Genomic DNA, 20,159 nt, shown 5'->3' on the forward strand with positions numbered 1-20,159 from the left:
TCGAGCCCGCACACCCGGTCAGACGCCGGTGGCCGACTAGTCCTGACAACAAATATATTGTGCGTAGTAGTGGCTGAGGAACTCCTCAAAAGAGCCTTTATCTTCCGCTTCCACCTGCTTTTGCCTGAGCAGCGATTCCTCAGCTTGACGGGAGAAGTCCCGGACTGAATCGCTGTCGAGAGGGCGCTCGAGAAAGTAGTGTCGATGCTGCTCGGCTTTTTCCATGGCCCATTGGTAGAAGCTCAGTTTCTGCGCATCCATCTCGGCTAAGATCTGCTGCGCAGGAGTGGGGATTTCCCCCTTCACTTTTGCACGCTGAACGCCAACGGCACAGCGGTACTGGTCGCCACCCCAAGCACTGTCGAGCAGCTCAGCAACGGAGTTCATCTCCCCCAAAAGCTGAGAAGCCCAGTCTTCGAGTTTGCGCTCGCCATTGCCGGAGCGCAGCAACAGGCCTGGCTCGTTGCCGCGATAGACAATGCGCTGCTGGTTTTCCTGGGTAGCGCGATAGTCGGTATCGTTGGTTTTGGGGCTTTCTGTGAGCAGGCAGTGAAGCAGGAAGCTGTCGAGGAAACGCATCTGCTGGGCATCAATACCCAGAGGCATAAACGGGTTTAGATCGAGGCAGCGGACCTCGACATACTCGACCCCGCGATTGTTCAGAGCAGCCAGGGCTGTCTCACCGCGCTTGGCCGGATTTTTGGGCCTAATGGGCGAATAGAATTCATTTTCGATCTGCAGTATGCCGGTAGACAGCTGTTGGTAATTTTCATCGCCATCTTTCACTCCCATCTCCTGATAGGGGCCGTAGGGACGACTGATGGCAGAACATAATGTTGAGAGGTAGCTGCGCAGGTTGTTGTAGCAAACGATCAGGGATTGCTGCACATCACTGTTGTAGCCCAGGTCGCCCATACGCAGTGAGGTGGCATGGGGGACGTGTAAAGTATGGCTATCGCCGTTAAACGCCTCAAGCTTGTGTTCACGCCCTTCCACAAAAGACGAGCACACAGCTGGCGCTGCGCCAAACAGATAAATCAACAGCCAGTAATTGCGGCGGAAATTACGGATCAAATCAAAGTAGCGACGGGTCTTGAATTCACTCAAGGACTCGCTGCTGCCCTCGAGCTCGTGCAACCACAGCCAGAAATCATCGGGCAGAGAAAAGTTGTAATGGATACCGGCGATCGTCTGCATGGCGCGGCCGTAGCGTAGGCCAAGACCGAGCCGATAAATAGTTTTCATGGCACCGCTATGGGAATTGCCGTAACGGGCTACCGGGATATCATTATCGGTACCGATTACACAGGGCATGCTGTTGACCCACAGGCGCTCATCGCCGATCTGGCTATAGGTGTAGCGGTGGATACGGTCGAGTATCCGCAACGCCTCCTCGGGGGTGGCTACCGGCGGTGTGATAAATTCCAGCAGCGCCTCGGAAAAATCGGTAGTGATACTCTCGTGGGTGAGGGCTGAGCCCAGTGTTTGCGCATGGGGGGTTGCCGCCAAGGTACCGTCACTGGCAACCCGCAAGCTCTCTTTCTCGAGTCCACGGCGTATGCCCTTGAGTAATTGCACAGGTTTGGCCTGAGACAGGGCGGCCAGATGGGGAATAGGCACTCGAATCTCCTTGGTACTACCGGAACTTTCTCTTGCATCGCTGGATAGAGCGACTGGTGCCGGTTCAGTGAGAGTTACCGCTCAAGCGGCTGACTCTGATTCCGATGTTTTCTCGCTGGGATGAGCGGGCGTTTCTTCTGGGGGTTGCTCAGGTACAACCTCGGGAGCCGGTTCCGGGGATACCTCCGGCTCTGCCTGGGGCTCCAGCTCAGGAGGTTCCTGCGCAGGCATTTCCTCTGGCGTGTTCGGCTCAATTTCCGGGTCACCCTGCAGAGGAGAAATGTCGGCAAGGGCCTCTTCTGGTACTAGCGGTTGTCCCTTGTTATTCAGCTCACATTGCAGCAATTCGATGCGCAGGCTGACATCACGTGTGTTGGCTTCGAACATCTGATTGATGGCGACGTCTTTGTGTTCGCTGCGAAACAGTTTATTGGGCTCACGGCCATCCAGCCATTCACCACTTTTGCTCAGGAACTGCTGGTGCTGATTGGCCAGCACATACACATGACTCATTATGTTGGGCAACTTTGATGCTGTGACAGAAAGGCAGTTTAGCGACGGGTGCTGTATGGCTCAAGGAGTCCGTGAGAGCGAACGCGGCAAACGCCCGCTCCCACGGGGTGAGGTGGGGATGGCTATACAGATTTCAGCGGGTAGTGCTCGGGGTAAGGCAGGCGAGCACAGCCACTATCCACTGCCGCGCGGGCTACTGCAGCAGCGACCTCGGGCAGCAGGCGCGGGTCTGTGGGCTTGGGCAAAATATAGTTGTAGCCAAAGCTTAGTTCTATACCACCGTAGCCTTCACGAACTGAGTCGGGAACGGGCAGGTGGGCAATTTTGCGGATGGCTTCGATTGCCGCGAGTTTCATCTCTTCATTGATCCGTGCCGCACGTACATCCAGAGCGCCGCGGAAAATAAAGGGGAAGCACAGCACATTATTGACCTGATTTGGATAGTCCGAACGCCCGGTAGCCATAATCAGGTCTTCGCGCACACTGTGGGCCAGCTCCGGCTTGATTTCCGGGTTGGGGTTGGAGCAGGCAAAGACTACCGGCCTGGGTGCCATTCGTTGCAGCTGCTCGGCAGATAGCAGGTCTGGTCCGGATACGCCGAGGAACACATCCGCGTCGGCTATGGCATCGTCGAGGGTGCGCATATCGGTATCCCGTGCCCACTCGCCTTTGTAGGCGTTGATATCGGTGCGCCCGGAGTGGATTACCCCACGGCTGTCGAGCATGGTGATTTGCTCTTTGCGCGCACCGGCAGCCAACATTAGCTTGCAGCAGGCGGTAGCAGCTGCGCCAGCGCCCAGGCATACCATGCGCACTTCGCTGATTTTTTTACCCTGGATTTCCAGTGCATTGAGCATTCCCGCTACGGTCACAATAGCTGTGCCGTGTTGGTCGTCGTGGAATACCGGTACCGGGCAGCGCTCTATCAGTGCCTCTTCAATATGGAAGCACTCCGGCGCCTTTATATCCTCAAGGTTGATGCCGCCAAAGGTATTGGCGATAGCGGCAACAGTCTGGATAAATTGCTCCGGGCTATTGACGTCCACCTCGATATCCACCGAATTGATATCGGCGAAGCGCTTGAACAGAAGTGATTTCCCCTCCATAACGGGCTTGGAAGCCAATGGCCCCAGATTGCCGAGGCCGAGAATGGCGCTGCCATTAGAAATAACAGCTACCAAGTTGCCCTTACCAGTGTATTGATAAGCGGCCTCTGGGTCTTTGGCTATCTCGCGTACCGGTTCGGCTACCCCTGGGCTATAGGCCAGGGACAGGTCCTCTTGGGTTTCGGCGGCAGTAGTCAGCTCAACTGAAAGTTTGCCGGGAGTGGGGAGCGCGTGGTAATCGAGCGCTGCCTGGCGCAATGAATCCGTCATTTGGGGGCTATTCTCTCGAAAACTTGGGATAACGCTGCGGTGCTATCCCGGTTACTGCGGGTGCCAGAGAATAACCGAGGGGCACTTGTAGCCACAAGCTTAATGGAAGGCTAAAACTAGTACTTCTTACTATTTTGCCCTTAGTAAGTGGCTAATTTCAGGATGATCAGTTGCTAATGTGTGATTTTGAAGGATAAATTTATCGTCAAAATCGACAACATTAAGCAATTCGAATCGATTTTGCCCGTGGGGCATACCTTTGAGCAGATATAGGTATTAAGGGTAAAAAAAAAGGCATTGGGGTGGCCCCAATGCCCTCTTCCGAGATGCCAGGCATCCCAATGTTCGGTTTACTTGCCGATGCGGCTGCCGAAACGCTTTTTGAAGCGGTCCACGCGTCCACCGGTAGTAGCCTGCTTTTGCTTGCCAGTGTAGAAGGGGTGGCACTGGGAGCACACATCGATCTGCAGGTCTTTGCCCAGGGTAGAACGGGTTTTGACTACGTTGCCGCAGGAGCAAGTGGCGGTGATGTCGGTGTAGTTAGGATGGATATCTGCTTTCATGATTGCCTCTTTTCGAAACCGCCACTCGATCTGTTGCCGGGCACGGTATCGTCGTTGGAGCAGGAACCGGACCGGTTCCAGGCTGATTAAAAAGTCGGCGCATACTATCAGATTAGCGTCGGGGTTCAAGTCCAAATACCGGGACCTAGCCAGTCACTAAATTGCTATTTATTCAGCCAATGGACTTATCTGGATATCTCGGTATTGCCTCTTTGGGGTGTTGGTAAGCATAGAGCCGGGCCTGGCTTAGGAAGGCTAACCGACCTGGTGGTTACACATTGCCATATAAAAAAGTAATCGGCCTCTGTATCTTGCCGGAGCAGTCAGTACACTAGCGCCTTTTACCGAGGTTCGTGGGGGTGAGGTGGAACAGGCAGTCCAACAGAATGTCATTTTACGCTTGGCGGTACCAGTACCGTTGCGGCGCCTGTTCGACTACCTGCCTCCAGAGGGCCTGGATCCGCAGACATTAATACCAGGGCAGCGGCTGTGGGTGCCCTTTGCCGGGCGCAAACTGGTTGCGGTATTGGTAGACGTTGTGCAGAAGTCATCGTTTGCACATTTAAAGCCCGCCCTGGAGCTGATTGACCAAACGGCGCTGTTTAGTAGAGTCAGTCTGGGATTCCTTTCCTGGATCGCCGATTATTACCAGGCCCCGATTGGTGAAGTGTATGCAGCCGCACTGCCCGCCGCTCTGCGTAAGGGCAAGCCCGCAGACCACTGGGCCGAGCAATGGTTGCAGCTCACTACCGAGGGCAAGGGTTTGCCCGAGTCAGCATTGGCGCGGGCACCAAAACAACAAGCCCTGTTGCAACTGTTGCTCAGTGAGGGAAAGCAAAGCCGTACTCACCTGAAAGCCCTGGGGCATACATCGACGATAGTGCGCGCCTTGCAGGAGCGCGGCCTTGTTAATTGGAGCTCTGGCCCTACCGTTCCACCACCGCTACCGGTAGCAGAACCGGTTCCGGCGCCGCAATTGAGTGAAGAACAGCAAAAGGTATTGGATTCGGTGGATTGCGGCCACTATTCCGCTTCCCTCCTTGAGGGCACTACCGGCAGTGGCAAGACCGAAGTTTACTTGCAATTGATGGAGCGGGTTTTGGCTGAGGGGCGCCAGGCGCTACTCCTGGTTCCAGAAATAGGACTTACCCCTCAGACCCTACGGCGTATAGCTTCGCGTTTCCCCAAGCGCAGCATTGCGGCTCTGCATTCAGGCCTGGCTGAAGGCGAGCGGGCCCAGTCCTGGCTCGCTGCAGTGGCGGGGCAGGCCGATATTGTGATTGGCACCCGCTCGGTGATTATGACGCCAATGCCGAGACTTGGCATAGTGATAGTGGATGAGGAGCACGATGCTTCCTTTAAGCAACAGGATGGTGTGCGCTACTCAGCTCGGGATCTTGCAGTGGTGGTGGCGCGCAATGCCAATGTTCCGGTGCTATTGGGCTCCGCCACGCCCTCCCTGGAAACCCTGCATAACGCGTTGAATGGCCGTTACCAGCATTTGCGCATGCGCCAGCGCGCGGGGGATGCGCGCCCTCCGCAGATCCATGTGGTACCCACTCTGCGCGAGCCGCTGGAGGAGGGATTTTCCCCCCAGGTGCTTCGCCATATAGGGGAAACCCTGGCGCGTGGTGAACAGGTTTTGGTTTTTATTAACCGGCGCGGCTTCGCTCCCGCCCTCACCTGTGATGATTGTGGTTGGTTGGCCGATTGCCCCCACTGCTCCAGCAAGCTCACCATGCATCGGCGCTTGCGTCAGTTGCGTTGCCACCATTGCGATTACCGTTGTTCACTAGTTGATAGTTGCCCCCAGTGCCACAGCCGATCTATCTCCGCCCTGGGTGGGGGTACTGAACGCAGTGAGGAGTTGTTGGCGCGGCGCTTTGCCGAATATCCGGTAATCCGTGTGGATCGGGACACCACGACCAGTAAGCTGGCCTTGGACCGGTTGTTGGCTCCGGCGCGCGATGGAGAGCCCTGTTTGCTCCTGGGTACCCAGATGCTGGCTAAAGGTCACCATTTGCCGCGGGTGACCTTGGTAGTAGTTCAGGATGCGGATGGTGGCCTGTTTAGTGCAGATTTCCGCGCCCCGGAGCGTACTGGTCAGTTGCTGGAGCAGGTGGCTGGACGTGCAGGGCGCGGCAGTCTGAGCGGTCGGGTACTGGTGCAGAGCCGATTTCCTGAACACCCCCTGTTACAGATGTTATTGGAGAAAGGCTACGGTAGTTTTGCGCGCCAATTACTGCGCGATCGCGCGGTGGCGCAGCTGCCCCCTACCAATGCAATGGCTCTCGTGCGGGCGGAGTGCGAAGAGCCCTCCTGGGCTGAGGAGTTCCTGCACAATGCGAGAATGTTTATGCAGTCCCTGGCACCCCCTTCACCGCAGTTACAGTATCTGGGGCCAGTGCCCGCGTTGTTGGAGCGCAAATCCGGGCGTTTCCGTTTCTATATACAGGTTACTGCGCAGAATCGCGCGCAACTGCAGCCTCTTTTGGCGCGCTTATGTGTCTGGGCAGAGGGAAATAAAAACCGTCGTCTGCGCTGGGCGATAGATATGGATGCACAGGAATTGTCGTAAATTTTGCTGGAATTCAATGCCCCCAGCCTAATTGGCGGTACAATTCCCCTGCTGAGCAGATCACCCAGGGAAGAAATCCTCAATGAGCCGTCGCAAAACCAATCGCCGCAGTAAAAGTTCTGCGGGAAAACCCGCCTGGGGTTGGTTCTTCCTGGGAAATATTGTTGGCGGTTTCGCGGTATTTCTGCTTCTGCAATACGGTATTGCTGGGGAGGGTAAAGGCGCTAGCGGTGGCAAACCACAGGCGGCCAAACCGAGGGTTGAGGAGCGCACTCAGCCGCGCTTTGATTTCTACACAATGCTGAAGGAAAACGAGGTTTCCGTACCTCCCCCCAAGGTGGCCGAGCCCGCTCGTCGTCAGCAGGATTCCAATACCGGGCAGGGGGCAGTTAGTGAACCCCCACAACAGGTTTACATTCTGCAAGCAGCCTCCTTTCGTGAGGCGGCTGAAGCCGAGCGCCTGCGTGTGCAACTTACCCTGGCCAATCTGGATGTTAAAGTCGAGTCAGCTAGTGATAGTCGCGGAACCTGGCACAGAGTCTTGGTTGGGCCTTTCGACAACCGCTCGCGTATGGCAAAGGCCCGACAGGTACTGGCTGAGCACAGACTGATGCCGCTGGTGCTGAAACGTCCAGCCAACTGATTAATGTGCAGGGCTTTCTGCCCAGCATGGTAGATAAAGCTATTTACTCTCTCACTTTTGGTCAAATTAACGTGGGCGGCTTTGGCTTTGAAGCAAAAAACCACAGTGGATACTGGGTTCCGGGTACAGCAATTGCCCCTTCCTTATTGAAATCGGCGCGTGCCGTCCTCACTTATCTAACCTGAATGAAATTCCCGGCGCGATTGGTAACCACCTTCTGCGCTGAAGCTCACGCGTAATCCGAGAGGTCTCCATTGGAACAGTATCGCGGAACCACCATTTTATCCTGTCGCCGCAACGGCAAAGTTGTGATTGGCGGCGACGGCCAGGTGTCCATGGGTAACACCATTATGAAGGGCAATGCGCGCAAGGTGCGTCGCCTGTATAAGGACAAGGTGATTGCCGGTTTTGCCGGCGGTACCGCCGATGCCTTTACCCTGTTTGAGCGCTTCGAGGCCAAGCTGGAAGCCCATGGTGGGCAATTGACCCGCGCCGCTGTGGAGCTGGCCAAAGACTGGCGTACCGATCGTGCCCTGCGCCGCCTCGAGGCCCTGTTAGCTGTGGCCGACGAGACTGCCAGCCTGATCGTGACCGGCAATGGTGATGTTATTCAGCCGGAAGATGACCTGATCGCCATCGGTTCTGGTGGGCCTTTTGCCCAGTCTGCGGCACGGGCTTTGCTCGACAACACCGATATGGATGCCCGTGCAATTGTTGAGCAGGGCCTGAAAATCGCCGGTGATATCTGTGTTTACACCAACCAGAACCACACCATCGAAGAATTGAATTTTTAAGTGCCTCGCGCTCTTTAGGCGCCATTGGCCGGGCGGTCCCTCAAAGGGAACCGCCGATATGTTTTGCAGGAATTGAATTGATATGTCCCAGATGACCCCCAGAGAAATCGTCCATGAGCTCGACCGCCATATAGTCGGCCAGCAGGACGCCAAACGCGCCGTAGCGATTGCACTGCGCAATCGCTGGCGCCGCATGCAGGTGACCGAGGATTTGCGCGCCGAGATCACCCCGAAAAATATCCTGATGATTGGCCCCACCGGTGTGGGCAAAACTGAAATTGCCCGCCGTCTGGCAAAGTTGGCCAATGCGCCCTTCATTAAGGTAGAAGCAACCAAGTTCACGGAGGTGGGCTATGTTGGCCGCGATGTGGAGTCGATCGTACGCGATCTTGTCGAGATGGCTGTGAAGCAGGAGCGTGAGCTGGCTATGTCCGGTGTGCAGCAGCGTGCTATGGATGCTGCGGAGGAGCGTATCTTAGATGCCTTATTGCCGCCAGCGCGCTCCACTGAGCCCAATGACAAGGATTCCAGTACCCGCCAGTTGTTTCGTAAGAAATTGCGGGAGGGAGAACTCGACGATAAGGAAGTGGAGTTAGATATGGCAGCTGCGCCAGTGGGCGTAGAGATTATGGCGCCTCCAGGTATGGAGGAAATGACTAATCAACTACAGGGCATGTTCTCGAATATGTCCCAGGGCAAGACCCGCAAGCGCAAATTACCGGTTAAGCAGGCCATAAAGCAGCTGACTGATGAAGAGGCGGCCAAGCTGGTTAATGATGAAGATATTAAAACCAGTGCGATTCGTGCCGCCGAACAGAACGGTATTGTCTTTATCGATGAAATCGACAAAGTGGCCAAGCGTCAGGAGAGTGGCGGTGCCGATGTGTCTCGTGAGGGTGTTCAGAGAGATCTACTGCCACTGATTGAGGGCAGTACTGTTAACACCAAGTACGGCATGATCAAGACAGACCATATTTTGTTTATCGCCTCAGGTGCCTTCCATCTGTCCAAGCCATCGGATCTGATCCCAGAGTTGCAGGGCCGACTGCCAATCCGTGTGGAGTTAAGCTCGCTCACTTCGGCAGACTTTGAGCGCATTCTCACTGAGCCATCCGCTTCCCTGACCGAGCAGCAGAGAGCTCTGCTTGCTACAGAGGGCCTGGAGCTGAAATTTACTGAAGACGGAATCCGCCGCATTGCAGAGGTGGCCTACGAGGTGAATGAGCGCACGGAGAATATTGGTGCGCGTCGATTGCACACCGTACTGGAGCGCCTGTTGGAGGAGATTTCCTTCGATGCTGGTGACGGAGACAAGACCCTGAATGTAGATGCTGCCTATGTGGATACCCACCTGGGCGAGCTCAGCCAAAATGAGGACCTTTCGCGTTTTATCCTGTAAATGAAACCGCAAAAAATCCGATTAAATCGCGCAGAGAAAAACTTGCAGCTGGTATTTGCTGATGGCGACTTTACCTTGCCGGCAGAGTATTTGCGCGTCTACTCCCCCAGTGCCGAGGTGCGTGGTCATGGCAACAGTGCCCCGGTTCTGGTGGATGGAAAAATGCACGTGGGTATCGACAAAATAGAGGCCGCTGGTCGCTATGCGCTGAAAATCGATTTTGATGATGGCCACGACACAGGTATTTATACCTGGGAATACCTGCGTGAACTCGCCGAGAAATATAATGCTAACTGGGAGAGCTACCTGCAGCGGTTGCGCGCTGAGGGTAAGGGACGCGATCCTGATGAAAGTGTGGTGAAGTTTATCGGCTAGTACGGGGTGCGCCGTATAGCGGTGCACTTGTCTATTTCCCCACCCATTGAAAATACTGAAAAAACAATAATCTCTCACTGTTTTTTCGCAATTCTGTAATATTGCTATGGTTGTGTTTTTACAGTCTTAACGCCCGTACTAAGCTTTGTGGCGATGAAAGCCAGAAGTTAATCGGCGCGTAATTCTTTTGTCATATTTCCGGACTCTAATGCTCGCCAAATTTACGAGTTCCGGAGGCTCATCGTGGCAAACAAACTTGCCCGCGCGCTTAGCGCCTTTTGTTTAATTCCTCTCGCTTCAGCGGTTTCTGCCGCAAGCCTGCCTGACTACCAAACCAAAAGTGACTGGTATACCGACGCTGCCGATCGTCTGGAAGAGCGTACTGCCCTCTCCAGAGAAGCAAAGACTGCAAAGAACGTCATTCTTTTTGTCGGCGACGGTATGGGTATATCCACGTTGACTGCTGCACGTATTCTTGAGGGTCAACTGCGCGGTGAGAATGGTGAGGAAAATGCCCTTTCTTTTGAGGAGTTTCCCTATTCCGCCCTGATCAAAACATATAACACCAACCAGCAGACCCCGGACTCTGCCGGTACCATGACTGCGATGATGACCGGTGTAAAAACCCGCGCCGGAGTCATTAATATTGAGGAAGATGCATTGCGTGCTGATTGCGCCAGTGCTGAAGGCAAAGAACTGAATACTTTCCTCGAGTTGATGGAAAATCGTGGCAGATCAACTGGCATCGTCTCAACCGCGCGACTGACTCATGCCACGCCCGCCGCCACTTATTCGCGTAGTCCAGAGCGTGGCTGGGAGTACGAAGCTGAAGGAAATTGTGTGGATATCGCCACGCAAATGATTGAACTGGAATATGGGGATGGCATCGACGTGATGCTCGGTGGCGGCCGTCGCAGTTTTACAACGACCGATACAGGTGGCAAGCGTGAAGACGGGCGCGATCTTACCAATGAGTGGCTACAGCGCTATGAAGGTGAACAGAATGCTGAATATGTGCAGACTGGAGCTGAACTGGCGAGCGTGGATCTCGCCTCTACAGACAAGCTGTTGGGGCTCTTCACAAGCAGCCATATGAGTTACGATGCGGACCGTATTGCTAAGGAGAGCGACGAGCCGAGTATCGCCGAGATGACCGGTACTGCTATTGAACTCCTGCAGAAAGATAGCGATGGCTATTTCCTGATGGTGGAGTCTGGTCGAATCGACCACGGCCATCACGCAGGTAATGCTTACAACGCATTGCACGATGCGATTGCCTTTGCGGATGCGGTACAAGCTGCACTGGATAAGGTGGATCTTGAGGACACCCTGATCCTGGTGACTGCGGACCACAGCCATGTGATGACCATTGCCGGTTATCCAACCCGTGGTAACCCCATTCTCGGCAAGGTGGTTGAGAATGACAGTAGCGGCGCAGCCAAGGCGGAACTGGAAACCGCATCGGACGACTTGCCTTTTACCACGCTGACCTATGCCAATGGTCTGGGCTTTGCCGACCTGGGTGAGAATACCGATGCGGATGAACGTTATGGCATAGCTGTTGATACCGGCCGTAAAGATCTCTCTGGCGTAGACACCGAGGCACCGGGTTTTCATCAGGAGGCTCTAGTTCACCTGGAATCAGAGAGTCACGCGGGTGAAGATATCAGCCTGCATGCCATTGGTGCTGGAGCCAAGTTGGTACAGGGTAGCCTGGAGCAAAGTGCGCTTTTCCATGTGATGACTGCTGCGACTGACCTGTCGTTGACAGAAGAATAATTGGGGTAATTCACCATGAGACATTTTAAAAAGACCCTGCTGGCTTTCTCCGTAGCCCTGCTGGCCGCTGGTTGCAGTGATGACAAGTCCAGCTCGAATCCGGTTGAACTGCCAGAGCCAGAAGATGTGTTGAACCTCCCCCAGGGGCAGCTCGATAGCGACTGGTTCAAAAAGGGCCAAGAGGCTGTAGAGGCTGCGCAGGCACAGCCAATTAATAATACTCCTGGCGCAGCAAAGAATATCATCCTGTTTGTCGGCGATGGCATGGGTATTTCTACAGTGACTGCAGCGCGTATCCTCGCCGGTCAACAGCAGGGCCTCGCCGGTGAGGAGCACCAGCTGAGCTTTGAAAAAATGCCTTTTGCTGGTTTGGTGAAAACTTACAATACCAACCAGCAAACTCCGGACTCCGCTGGCACTATGACGGCTCTAGTTACCGGGGTTAAAACCAAGGCCGGCGTATTAAGTGTTGCCGAAGATGTGGCGCGCGGCGATTGTGCCGCCAGTCTGGAGCGTCCTCTTACCACTGCCATTGAGCTGGCAGAGGATCTGGGCAAAAGCACCGGTATTATCAGTACCGCGAGAATTACCCACGCTACTCCGGCAGCCACCTATGCCAAGGTGCCTGAGCGTGGCTGGGAAGCGTCTGCTCCTGATGGTTGCACTGATATTGCCGCGCAGCTGGTTGAGCTGGAGGCTGGTGATGGTATCGACGTGGTAATGGGAGGGGGCCGCCGTAACTTCTTGCCCAGTGACGTCACAGATATCGAGGGGGAAGCCGGGCGTCGAGAAGACGGGCGCAACTTGGTGGATGAGTGGAAGACACGTTACAACGACGGTGTGAACAATATTGCTTACGTAGAAGACACCACAGGCTTTAATGCTGTAGACAGCGCTGCAACCGACAAGTTACTGGGTTTGTTCAACTCTTCCCACATGGAGTATGAAGCTGTTCGTGAGGAAGATACTGCGGGTGAGCCCTCCCTCACTGAGATGACATCTAAAGGTCTCGAACTCCTGCAGAAAAACGACAAGGGATATTTCCTTATGGTAGAGTCCGGTCGTATTGACCATGGCCATCATGCTGGCAACGCCCACCGCGCACTGACCGATGCTGTGGAATTTGCAGAGGCTATCCAGTATGCAATGGATAACACCAGTGCAGAAGATACTCTAATAGTCGTTACTGCGGACCACAGCCATGTGATGACGATTGCCGGTTATCCCACCCGCGGCAACCCGATTCTTGGCAAGGTGATTGGTAATGACAGCAGTGGTGAGGCTAAAACCTCTCCTTCATTAGCTGAAGATGGCCTGCCCTACACAACCTTGACCTATGCCAATGGCCCGGGTTACAGCTCCAATGATGACGGTAGCCGGCATGATCTCACAAGCACTGACACTGTCGCACTTGATTACCAGCAGGATGCACTGGTGCCCATGAGCAGCGAGTCTCACGCTGGAGAGGATGTAGGCGTATGGGCTCGCGGGCCGGGTGCACACTTGGTGAGTGGTACCAATGAGCAGAACTACCTATTCCACGTTATGGCACGCTCAGGTGGTTTATTGGAGCAGGACGCCGAATAAATTCGGAGGTTATTTGTTTCAATGCAATGGCGCAGGTATTTCCCTGCGCTGTTTTACTTTCTATCTGACTTTCAACTTTGCCTTAATGAAGAGCGCAGAGCAAAGAGTCTCTATTTCCCGACGAAGCCTCATTTTGCGCCAGTCACCCAGTTCCAAGATTGGTATCAGCTCTTTCCCGAGGCTCTCTCCCGTGGCAATTGCCAAGCGGCAAAGTAAATAGGCGTCGCGCCAATCGCCAAGAACTTGGGCCAATTGTTTTAGTGGCTCACAGCGTAATGCGGCTGGCTGTGGAAATTTTTCTTCAAGCAGTCGGCTGTGGTACCAGTGGTCTTTTACTCGTTTGCGCAATTGGTGCAGATTCTCCGCGCTATCCAATTTTTGCACCTGATACCAAGCTTTTCGCGCTCGCCGGTAACCTCGACAGTATCCGCGTTCTAAATGAGCCCAGCGAACATCCTCTAATGACCAGTTACCGATACGCCCCCGTCTTTGAATCAGAAACGGTTCGACCTGTGCCAGGGCCCTTTTATCTATTTTTAAATGCAGCATATGGCGCAGCAGTGTGTGCATTGTCGGAAAGTGGTGTGGCGGGGCTATCGCAAGTAGGGCTCCTCGAATAGAAACCGGATCGCGGCTCTGAGCGAGGCTGTGGGCCAGGTTGCGGTAGTGAATGTTTTCACTCTGGAATAAGAGTGGATAAACTGGTTGTACGAGGCGCAGTAGAGCGCGTAATTTCTTGCAGTGCTTACGCAATTCGTGCACTGCATGCTCACTGGGAAGCTGTTTTGTATGGCTGATTGCAGTATTGATTTCCGCCAGGGCAACTTGCCGAAGTCCATGCTCTGGAAGTACGTTGCAATCGAGCCGATAACTCATGAGCCCTGACCAGTATTTCGTTCCGGTTTCTATGGATCAATTTTAGCGAGTTTCCAAAGGGGGTGATGATGGGCTGTGTTCCGCCGGCTTCGTAGATGTACAATGGCTCCCCAGAATTTGGCTCAGTAGGCAGCACAGCATGAAGGATCGCAAGACCACCCACTTCGGCTACCAAGAGGTCCCGGTGGAGGAAAAGGCCGGTCGTGTGGCAGAAGTGTTCCACTCAGTGGCAGCGCGCTACGATGTAATGAACGATTTAATGTCTGGGGGGATTCACCGCCTCTGGAAGCGTTTTACCATCGAATTATCCGGCGCGCGGCCGGGACAGAAAATTTTGGATATTGCTGGGGGAACTGGCGACCTCACCGCCCGCTTTTCGCGTATTGTGGGTGACAGTGGTCAGGTGGTACTGGCGGATATCAATGAATCGATGTTGCGGGTTGGTCGCGATCGCCTGCTGGACCGCGGTATCGCCGGCAATGTGGTGCCAGTGCAGGCAGATGCCCAATACCTCCCTTTCCCGGATAATACCTTTGACTGCATAACTATCGCCTTTGGTCTGCGTAATGTCACTGACAAAGACCTAGCGCTTCGCTCCATGCTACGGGTGCTCAAACCCGGCGGGCGTTTGCTAGTGCTCGAGTTCTCCAAGCCAGAGTCGAAACTGCTTGGAAAAGTCTACGATCAATATTCTTTCCGCCTACTGCCATTTATGGGCAAATTGGTAGCCAATGATGCGGAAAGTTACCGTTACCTGGCGGAGAGCATTCGTATGCACCCAGACCAGGAAACCCTCAAGCAGATGATGGAGGATGCCGGTTTTGTCGATTGTGAATATCACAATATGACTGGCGGTATTGTTGCGTTGCACCGTGGCATCAAGCCCTAACTGGCGTTTGACGTGATTTACCTGCAAGTGATGGCACGAGGCCAATAACTGCCATGAGCGATCCCACTTATCGCGCGGGTTTTGATGCTGCGCTGGAAACCGCCATTAATACCGCCCTGCAATATGACCCGGCTACTCGCGCTCGTCTGCAGGAGCTGGATGGTAAAGTTATGGCGCTCGATCTAACCGCTCCAAAACTACAGTGTTGTTTGTGCATTGAGGGCGATCAAGTATTTGTCCGCCAGCATTGGGAGGGAGATGTCACCACTTCTATCAGTGGTTCGGCTATTTCTCTTGTGCGTCTTCTAAAAGACCCGGATGCCACGCCCGCGGCCCTGGGGGTCTCAATCAGTGGTTCTAGTGCTCTGCTGGCAGAATTGCAGTGGATGATGAGTGATCTGGATATCGACTGGGAGGCGCCGCTGGCGCAATTGATAGGCGATATTCCCGCTCACTCCATCGGCAATGTATTGCGCAGTGCCGGCAGTTGGTTGAGCGCCAGTCTCAGTCGCGCACCTGTTGCGGCTGCGGAAACCATCAGCGAAGAGTGGCAGTTGACCCCACCACAGGCGCAATTTGAGGCCTTTGCCGATGATCTCGCTGAGCTGTCTCTGGCCACTGAGCGCCTGGAAGCACGGGTGCGTTTGCTGCAAGAGCAGTTCTCCCGCAGGGAGGCTGAGTAGTTTTGCCGCTCTTTCGCAGTTTTACTATCACGCGGGTTTTCCTGCGCTATCGTCTCGATCAGCTATTGCCCGCCGAGCGCCGCCCTTTGTGGCTGCGAGGGATACTGGCTCCCCTGAAGCTATTGCCACAGCCAAAGATGGAGCGCGGTGAGCGCCTGCGTCGAGCCCTGGAGGAACTGGGGCCAATTTTCGTCAAATTTGGTCAGTTGCTTTCTACCCGCCCTGACCTGTTACCGCCAGATATTGTCGAGCAGCTCGATTACCTGCAAGACAAGGTGCCTCCCTTCCCAAGCGACCAGTGTATCTCGTTGATTGAAGAGGCCTTGGAGGCCAGTGTCGACGAAGTTTTCGCGAGCTTTGAGCGCGAGCCCTTGGCTGCGGCTTCGGTGGCACAGGTACATGCTGCGGTGCTCACCACTGGTGAATCAGTGGTTGTAAAGGTGCTGCGCCCAGGTATTGGTGAAATAATCCAGGAAGATTTGCGTCTGTTGGGGGTATTAGCCCGCGGTATTGAGCGCTTTGTGCCCGATGGGCGACGCCTGCGCCCGGTGGAGGTAGTGGAGGACTATCGCCACACCATTGAGGGAGAGCTGGACCTGGTGCGTGAGGCGGCCAATGGCACCCAGTTGCGGCGTAATTTCAATAACTCTCCACTGCTGTATATCCCTGAAGTGTACTGGGAATACACACGTGAGAGCGTGTTAGTACTGGAGCGTATTGAGGGCATCCCGGTTACCGATTTGGCGCAGTTGCGCGCTCAGGATACTAATATGCAACTGCTTGCCGAGCGCGGCGTGGAAATTTTTTTCAAACAGGTATTTGAATACAATTTCTTCCATGCCGATATGCACCCTGGCAATATTTTTGTCTCCCGCGAGCATCCACAACGTCCTCAGTATATTGCCATCGACACTGCAATTGTCGGTAGCCTTTCGCGTGAGGACCAGTACTATCTGGCACGCAACCTTTTAGCCATGTTCCGCCGCGACTACCGAATGGTGGCTGAGCTGCACGTACAGAGTGGTTGGGTGCGGGCCGATACGCCGGTGAATACTTTTGAAGCGGCGATCCGCGCCGTATGCGAACCCATTTTTGAGAAACCGCTGGGAGAGATCTCTTTCGCGCGGGTGCTGATCAGCCTGTTCCAGACCGCGCGACGTTTCGATATGGCAGTGCAGCCACAATTGGTATTGCTGCAAAAGACGCTGTTGAATATCGAGGGCCTGGGTCGGCAGCTTTATCCGCAGCTGGATCTGTGGAAGACTGCCCATCCATTTTTGGAACGCTGGATGCGTGACCGCATCCACCCGAAAACCATTGTGGGCGAAATTAAGCGTTACGGTCCCGAATGGTTGGAGAAATTCCCGCAGATGCCGCAACTGGTGTATTCCGCCTTGGAGCAGTCACGGGAACTGGCACCACAGTTGGAGAATATCGGCGAGAAACTGGCGAGTGGCCAGCGTCGTGGGCGTTGGCAGTACTTGCGCCGTGTAGGCGGCGTAATCCTTGCTGCAGGAGCTCTCGTCTTGAGCAAGCCCCAGTGGCTGGAGCAGTTACCGCCCTCGGGTTGGGCCCTGGGTATCGCTGCCCTGGTACTGTTGCTCTGGCCCTAGATATGTCTGGGCCGACCTACACTTGGAACTCTGAAGGAAGGGACATTGACTCAAGCAAAAGCGACAACCGATTTCCTTGACCAGGTCAGTTGGAATAGTGACGGCCTGGTACCAGCCATAGCCCAGGATTATAAAAGTGGCCGGGTATTGATGATGGCATGGATGAATCGCGAATCTCTGGCCCTTACCGCCAGCGAGGGTTACGCGGTTTATTGGTCGCGATCGCGCAAGAACCTATGGCGCAAGGGCGAAACCTCCGGTTTTCTACAGAAAGTGCGCGAGGTGCGCCTCGACTGTGATGGAGATACCGTTCTCCTGATGGTGGAACAGGAAGGTGGTATAGCCTGCCATACTGGGCGTAGCAGCTGCTTCTACAACCTACTACAGGATGGTGAGTGGCAGGTGAATCAACCTGTGATTCAAGACCCCAAAGCCATTTACAAGTGAGCCCCTGCATGAGTGACCTGTTACAGCAGCTCGACGCCGTCTTAGAAAGTCGCAAGCGTGAGGAAGACGCAGAGAAATCCTATGTGGCCAGTCTGCACAAAAAAGGCCTGAATAAAATCCTGGAAAAGGTCGGCGAAGAGGCCACGGAAACCATTCTCGCTGCGAAAGACGCACAGTCCAGCGGCGATAATCAGGATATGATCGCCGAGACGGCGGACTTATGGTTTCACTCAATGGTGATGCTCTCTCATCTGGGTGCAGATTCGCAGGATGTGCTGGAGGAATTGGGCCGGCGTTTTGGCCTTTCAGGTCTGGTGGAGAAAGCCGCGCGACCCAAAAAGGGCTAACAAGCGCTTATCGAAAGTATTCAGGAGTCTTTGCTGTAGTAGTTGAAGGCTTCCAAAATTGCAGTTTACCAATGATAGCCCGTGGCAGCTTAGCGTCTGGCTATCGCATTAAATGACATGGAGACAATTATGGGATTCGGTGGAATTAGCATTTGGCAGCTGTTGATTATTCTAGTCATTGTCCTACTGCTGTTCGGAACCAAGCGCCTGAAAAACCTTGGTGGCGATCTCGGTGGGGCTATTAAGGGCTTCCGCAAAGCGATCAAGGATGAAGACAAGAAAAAAGAAGCCGACGAGGAGAAAGATCCCGAGCGCCTGCAGCATGATGAAGAAGAAAAGCCAGACCAAGGCAGTACCGCCAAGGAAAAAGATAAGCAATCCCAGGATAAATAATTCGGCAACCGTTAACGCGAGTAATGCTCTGTGTTTGATATTGGCTTTTTTGAACTGCTGCTGGTCGCTGTGGTGGGCTTGCTCGTGGTTGGGCCTGAGCGCCTACCCGATGCCATCCGCACTACAGCCCGTTGGTGGTCCGGCTTAAAGCGCACTTTACATAGCGCCCGTGAAGAGTTGGAAAAAGAGGTGGGTGCGGATGATATTCGTCGGGAATTACACAATGAGCGCATCCTTCGCGAGATTGAGGAAAGTCGCCGGGAAATGGAGCGCACCTTTACTGAGACCAATCGTGAAGTGAGCGAATCATTGCAGAAGGTTACCGAGGATACGGAAGAAAAGCCTCCTGCAGAGCAGCATGCCAAACAGGGGGAGGTCAAGGAGCTTAAAGATAATGCCCTCCCGAAGCGCCCCGAAGAACCCCAGCCCCCCCGTGCGGAAAAAGAGGACTACCTGCCTGAACAGGATGAGACTGTGGAGGAGTTGCAGGACCCCGAATATCCGGAGCACTGGCATGATTTTGGCGACCCGGACATGAACCCCGATCACCCAGAAAATGTCGAATTGGATGAAGTAGAAAAAGCATCACAACAAGAAAAAGATAAGCAACCATGAGTGATAAAGCACAAGACAGTCATCAGCCGTTTATCGATCACCTGATCGAGTTGCGCGACCGCTTGTTACGTACTTTATTGGTCGTGGTCGTCTTGTTTGCCTGCCTCGTGCCTTTCGCTTCAGAGATTTATAATTTTATTGCCAACCCTCTGCAGGAGAGACTGGTTGGGGATGCTGGGATGATCGCCACCGAGGTGACTTCAACGTTCCTCACCCCATTTAAGACCACGTTTATAGTCTCTTTCTTTATTGCGATTCCTTTTGTGCTCTACCAAGCCTGGGCGTTTATTGCACCGGGCCTGTATAAAAATGAAAAGCGTATTGCGGTGCCTATTCTGATCACCAGCGTTTTTCTTTTTTATGCGGGTGTTGCTTTTGCTTACTTTGTCGTATTTCCAATTCTCTTTGATTTCTTTGTCGGTTCCGCCCATGCAGATATCAAAGTGATGCCGGATATGCGTAGCTACTTGGATCTGGTGCTGAAATTATTCTTTGCATTTGGTTTTGCTTTCGAAATACCCATCGCCACTGTGCTGTTGATCTGGAGCGGAGCGGTAGATGCAAAAACCCTGGGTAGCAAGCGCCCCTATGTGATTGTGGGATGTTTCCTGATTGGCATGTTACTCACGCCACCTGATGTGATTTCCCAGTCACTTCTGGCAGTGCCAATGTGGCTTTTATTTGAGGTGGGTATTTTATTTGGGCGCTGGATAAAAAGGGGTTCCAAGAAAGAGCAAACCGAATAAGCTGCCTGTTAGCCGGGAGCGTAATAAGCACCTCCCTGTGCTGTAAAGTGCCCCGGCAGCCGAAGCTGCCGGGGCAATAGCCCTGTTGTTTTGTCTACCCTACCCCTGATTGTAACCCTTTGCTCTCAAGACAAGAGTTACCCAGGTATATGGGCAGTCTGCGTTCCATGCAAAAAGAAGCTGATCGACTCCGGTTTTTGTGCCACTACTAGCAAGCCCCCATCGCGACAAAAACCAGACGGTCAGCTCGGGAAATGGACAATTGTGCCGGGCTCGCTCTGGAGTTAACCCTGCATAATTGCCTGCTGCCGCCTGTATTAACG

The 20,159-nt window shown here is 54.0% G+C and carries 20 protein-coding genes; 15 read left to right on the forward strand and 5 right to left on the reverse strand.

The window, feature by feature from the left end:
- Window positions 1-36: 36 nt before the first annotated feature.
- The 4 genes from gshA to rpmE all read right to left on the reverse strand — a co-directional run bounded on the left by gshA (window position 37) and on the right by rpmE (window position 4,072).
- Entirely contained in the window at window positions 37-1,620 is a 1,584-nt protein-coding gene (gene gshA, locus G367_RS0115210) for a glutamate--cysteine ligase (RefSeq protein WP_020414007.1), read from the reverse strand.
- A gap of 81 nt (window positions 1,621-1,701) precedes the next feature.
- Window positions 1,702-2,133, reverse strand: a complete 432-nt coding sequence (locus G367_RS25215) for a hypothetical protein (protein WP_157533538.1) — start codon at window positions 2,131-2,133, stop codon at window positions 1,702-1,704.
- 122 nt (window positions 2,134-2,255) lie between these two features.
- Window positions 2,256-3,509, reverse strand: coding sequence for a malic enzyme-like NAD(P)-binding protein (locus tag G367_RS0115220; RefSeq protein ID WP_020414009.1), 1,254 nt, complete (start codon window positions 3,507-3,509; stop codon window positions 2,256-2,258).
- Between the two features lie 350 nt (window positions 3,510-3,859).
- Window positions 3,860-4,072 (reverse strand): 50S ribosomal protein L31, encoded by a 213-nt coding sequence (rpmE, locus tag G367_RS25715; RefSeq protein ID WP_083922744.1) that lies wholly within the window; start codon window positions 4,070-4,072, stop codon window positions 3,860-3,862.
- A 364-nt stretch (window positions 4,073-4,436) separates the two neighbouring features.
- Here rpmE and G367_RS0115230 point away from each other — a divergent pair, with 364 nt between their 5' ends.
- The 7 genes from G367_RS0115230 to G367_RS0115265 all read left to right on the forward strand — a co-directional run bounded on the left by G367_RS0115230 (window position 4,437) and on the right by G367_RS0115265 (window position 13,227).
- Window positions 4,437-6,650, forward strand: coding sequence for a primosomal protein N' (locus tag G367_RS0115230; protein ID WP_020414011.1), 2,214 nt, complete (start codon window positions 4,437-4,439; stop codon window positions 6,648-6,650).
- 82 nt (window positions 6,651-6,732) lie between these two features.
- The gene (locus G367_RS0115235; protein WP_020414012.1) at window positions 6,733-7,293 is read left to right on the forward strand and encodes an SPOR domain-containing protein; all 561 of its coding nucleotides are present in this window, start codon (window positions 6,733-6,735) and stop codon (window positions 7,291-7,293) included.
- A gap of 254 nt (window positions 7,294-7,547) precedes the next feature.
- On the forward strand, window positions 7,548-8,087 hold the full coding sequence (gene hslV, locus G367_RS0115245) for an ATP-dependent protease subunit HslV (protein WP_020414014.1): 540 nt from the start codon (window positions 7,548-7,550) through the stop codon (window positions 8,085-8,087).
- Window positions 8,088-8,169: 82 nt separating this feature from the next.
- Window positions 8,170-9,486: an ATP-dependent protease ATPase subunit HslU gene (gene hslU, locus G367_RS0115250; protein ID WP_020414015.1), complete on the forward strand. Its 1,317-nt coding sequence runs from the start codon at window positions 8,170-8,172 to the stop codon at window positions 9,484-9,486.
- A complete protein-coding gene (locus G367_RS0115255) occupies window positions 9,487-9,861 on the forward strand; it encodes a gamma-butyrobetaine hydroxylase family protein (RefSeq protein ID WP_020414016.1) in 375 nt (124 codons plus the stop codon).
- A gap of 243 nt (window positions 9,862-10,104) precedes the next feature.
- On the forward strand, window positions 10,105-11,640 hold the full coding sequence (locus tag G367_RS0115260) for an alkaline phosphatase (protein ID WP_020414017.1): 1,536 nt from the start codon (window positions 10,105-10,107) through the stop codon (window positions 11,638-11,640).
- A gap of 15 nt (window positions 11,641-11,655) precedes the next feature.
- Window positions 11,656-13,227 (forward strand): alkaline phosphatase, encoded by a 1,572-nt coding sequence (locus G367_RS0115265; RefSeq protein ID WP_020414018.1) that lies wholly within the window; start codon window positions 11,656-11,658, stop codon window positions 13,225-13,227.
- Between the two features lie 60 nt (window positions 13,228-13,287).
- Here G367_RS0115265 and G367_RS0115270 read toward each other — a convergent pair whose 3' ends face one another.
- A complete protein-coding gene (locus G367_RS0115270; protein WP_020414019.1) occupies window positions 13,288-14,103 on the reverse strand; it encodes a CHAD domain-containing protein in 816 nt (271 codons plus the stop codon).
- 139 nt (window positions 14,104-14,242) lie between these two features.
- Here G367_RS0115270 and ubiE point away from each other — a divergent pair, with 139 nt between their 5' ends.
- The 8 genes from ubiE to tatC all read left to right on the forward strand — a co-directional run bounded on the left by ubiE (window position 14,243) and on the right by tatC (window position 19,836).
- Complete coding sequence (gene ubiE / locus G367_RS0115275; protein ID WP_020414020.1) at window positions 14,243-14,992, forward strand: bifunctional demethylmenaquinone methyltransferase/2-methoxy-6-polyprenyl-1,4-benzoquinol methylase UbiE; 750 nt, start codon at window positions 14,243-14,245, stop codon at window positions 14,990-14,992.
- A 53-nt stretch (window positions 14,993-15,045) separates the two neighbouring features.
- On the forward strand, window positions 15,046-15,675 hold the full coding sequence (locus tag G367_RS0115280) for a ubiquinone biosynthesis accessory factor UbiJ (RefSeq protein ID WP_020414021.1): 630 nt from the start codon (window positions 15,046-15,048) through the stop codon (window positions 15,673-15,675).
- Window positions 15,676-15,677: 2 nt separating this feature from the next.
- Window positions 15,678-17,288 (forward strand): ubiquinone biosynthesis regulatory protein kinase UbiB, encoded by a 1,611-nt coding sequence (gene ubiB / locus G367_RS0115285; RefSeq protein ID WP_020414022.1) that lies wholly within the window; start codon window positions 15,678-15,680, stop codon window positions 17,286-17,288.
- 45 nt (window positions 17,289-17,333) lie between these two features.
- Window positions 17,334-17,735, forward strand: coding sequence for a phosphoribosyl-AMP cyclohydrolase (hisI, locus tag G367_RS0115290; protein ID WP_020414023.1), 402 nt, complete (start codon window positions 17,334-17,336; stop codon window positions 17,733-17,735).
- Window positions 17,736-17,743: 8 nt separating this feature from the next.
- Window positions 17,744-18,082 carry a phosphoribosyl-ATP diphosphatase gene (locus G367_RS0115295; protein WP_020414024.1) on the forward strand — a complete coding sequence of 113 codons (339 nt, stop codon included), beginning with the start codon at window positions 17,744-17,746 and terminating at the stop codon, window positions 18,080-18,082.
- A 129-nt stretch (window positions 18,083-18,211) separates the two neighbouring features.
- A complete protein-coding gene (gene tatA, locus G367_RS0115300) occupies window positions 18,212-18,475 on the forward strand; it encodes a Sec-independent protein translocase subunit TatA (protein ID WP_020414025.1) in 264 nt (87 codons plus the stop codon).
- Window positions 18,476-18,505: 30 nt separating this feature from the next.
- Complete coding sequence (tatB, locus tag G367_RS0115305; protein WP_020414026.1) at window positions 18,506-19,090, forward strand: Sec-independent protein translocase protein TatB; 585 nt, start codon at window positions 18,506-18,508, stop codon at window positions 19,088-19,090.
- Window positions 19,087-19,836, forward strand: a complete 750-nt coding sequence (tatC, locus tag G367_RS0115310; protein ID WP_020414027.1) for a twin-arginine translocase subunit TatC — start codon at window positions 19,087-19,089, stop codon at window positions 19,834-19,836. The genes tatB and tatC overlap by 4 nt, the downstream gene beginning before the upstream one ends.
- Window positions 19,837-20,159: the final 323 nt, after the last annotated feature.

The sequence above is a fragment of the Microbulbifer variabilis ATCC 700307 genome (assembly GCF_000380565.1).
GTDB classification, from domain to species: Bacteria; Pseudomonadota; Gammaproteobacteria; order Pseudomonadales; family Cellvibrionaceae; genus Microbulbifer; species Microbulbifer variabilis.

What these genes read in the sequence shown, in the direction of transcription:
- G367_RS0115235 (WP_020414012.1), top strand. Translation starts at nt 6,733, where the DNA reads ATGAGCCGTCGCAAAACCAATCGCCGCAGTAAAAGTTCTGCGGGAAAA.
- G367_RS0115265 (WP_020414018.1), top strand. Translation starts at nt 11,656, where the DNA reads ATGAGACATTTTAAAAAGACCCTGCTGGCTTTCTCCGTAGCCCTGCTG.
- rpmE (WP_083922744.1), bottom strand. Translation starts at nt 4,072, where the DNA reads ATGAAAGCAGATATCCATCCTAACTACACCGACATCACCGCCACTTGC.
- tatC (WP_020414027.1), top strand. Translation starts at nt 19,087, where the DNA reads ATGAGTGATAAAGCACAAGACAGTCATCAGCCGTTTATCGATCACCTG.
- G367_RS25215 (WP_157533538.1), bottom strand. Translation starts at nt 2,133, where the DNA reads ATGAGTCATGTGTATGTGCTGGCCAATCAGCACCAGCAGTTCCTGAGC.
- G367_RS0115270 (WP_020414019.1), bottom strand. Translation starts at nt 14,103, where the DNA reads ATGAGTTATCGGCTCGATTGCAACGTACTTCCAGAGCATGGACTTCGG.
- ubiE (WP_020414020.1), top strand. Translation starts at nt 14,243, where the DNA reads ATGAAGGATCGCAAGACCACCCACTTCGGCTACCAAGAGGTCCCGGTG.
- hslU (WP_020414015.1), top strand. Translation starts at nt 8,170, where the DNA reads ATGTCCCAGATGACCCCCAGAGAAATCGTCCATGAGCTCGACCGCCAT.
- G367_RS0115220 (WP_020414009.1), bottom strand. Translation starts at nt 3,509, where the DNA reads ATGACGGATTCATTGCGCCAGGCAGCGCTCGATTACCACGCGCTCCCC.
- tatA (WP_020414025.1), top strand. Translation starts at nt 18,212, where the DNA reads ATGGGATTCGGTGGAATTAGCATTTGGCAGCTGTTGATTATTCTAGTC.
- G367_RS0115280 (WP_020414021.1), top strand. Translation starts at nt 15,046, where the DNA reads ATGAGCGATCCCACTTATCGCGCGGGTTTTGATGCTGCGCTGGAAACC.
- G367_RS0115255 (WP_020414016.1), top strand. Translation starts at nt 9,487, where the DNA reads ATGAAACCGCAAAAAATCCGATTAAATCGCGCAGAGAAAAACTTGCAG.
- G367_RS0115295 (WP_020414024.1), top strand. Translation starts at nt 17,744, where the DNA reads ATGAGTGACCTGTTACAGCAGCTCGACGCCGTCTTAGAAAGTCGCAAG.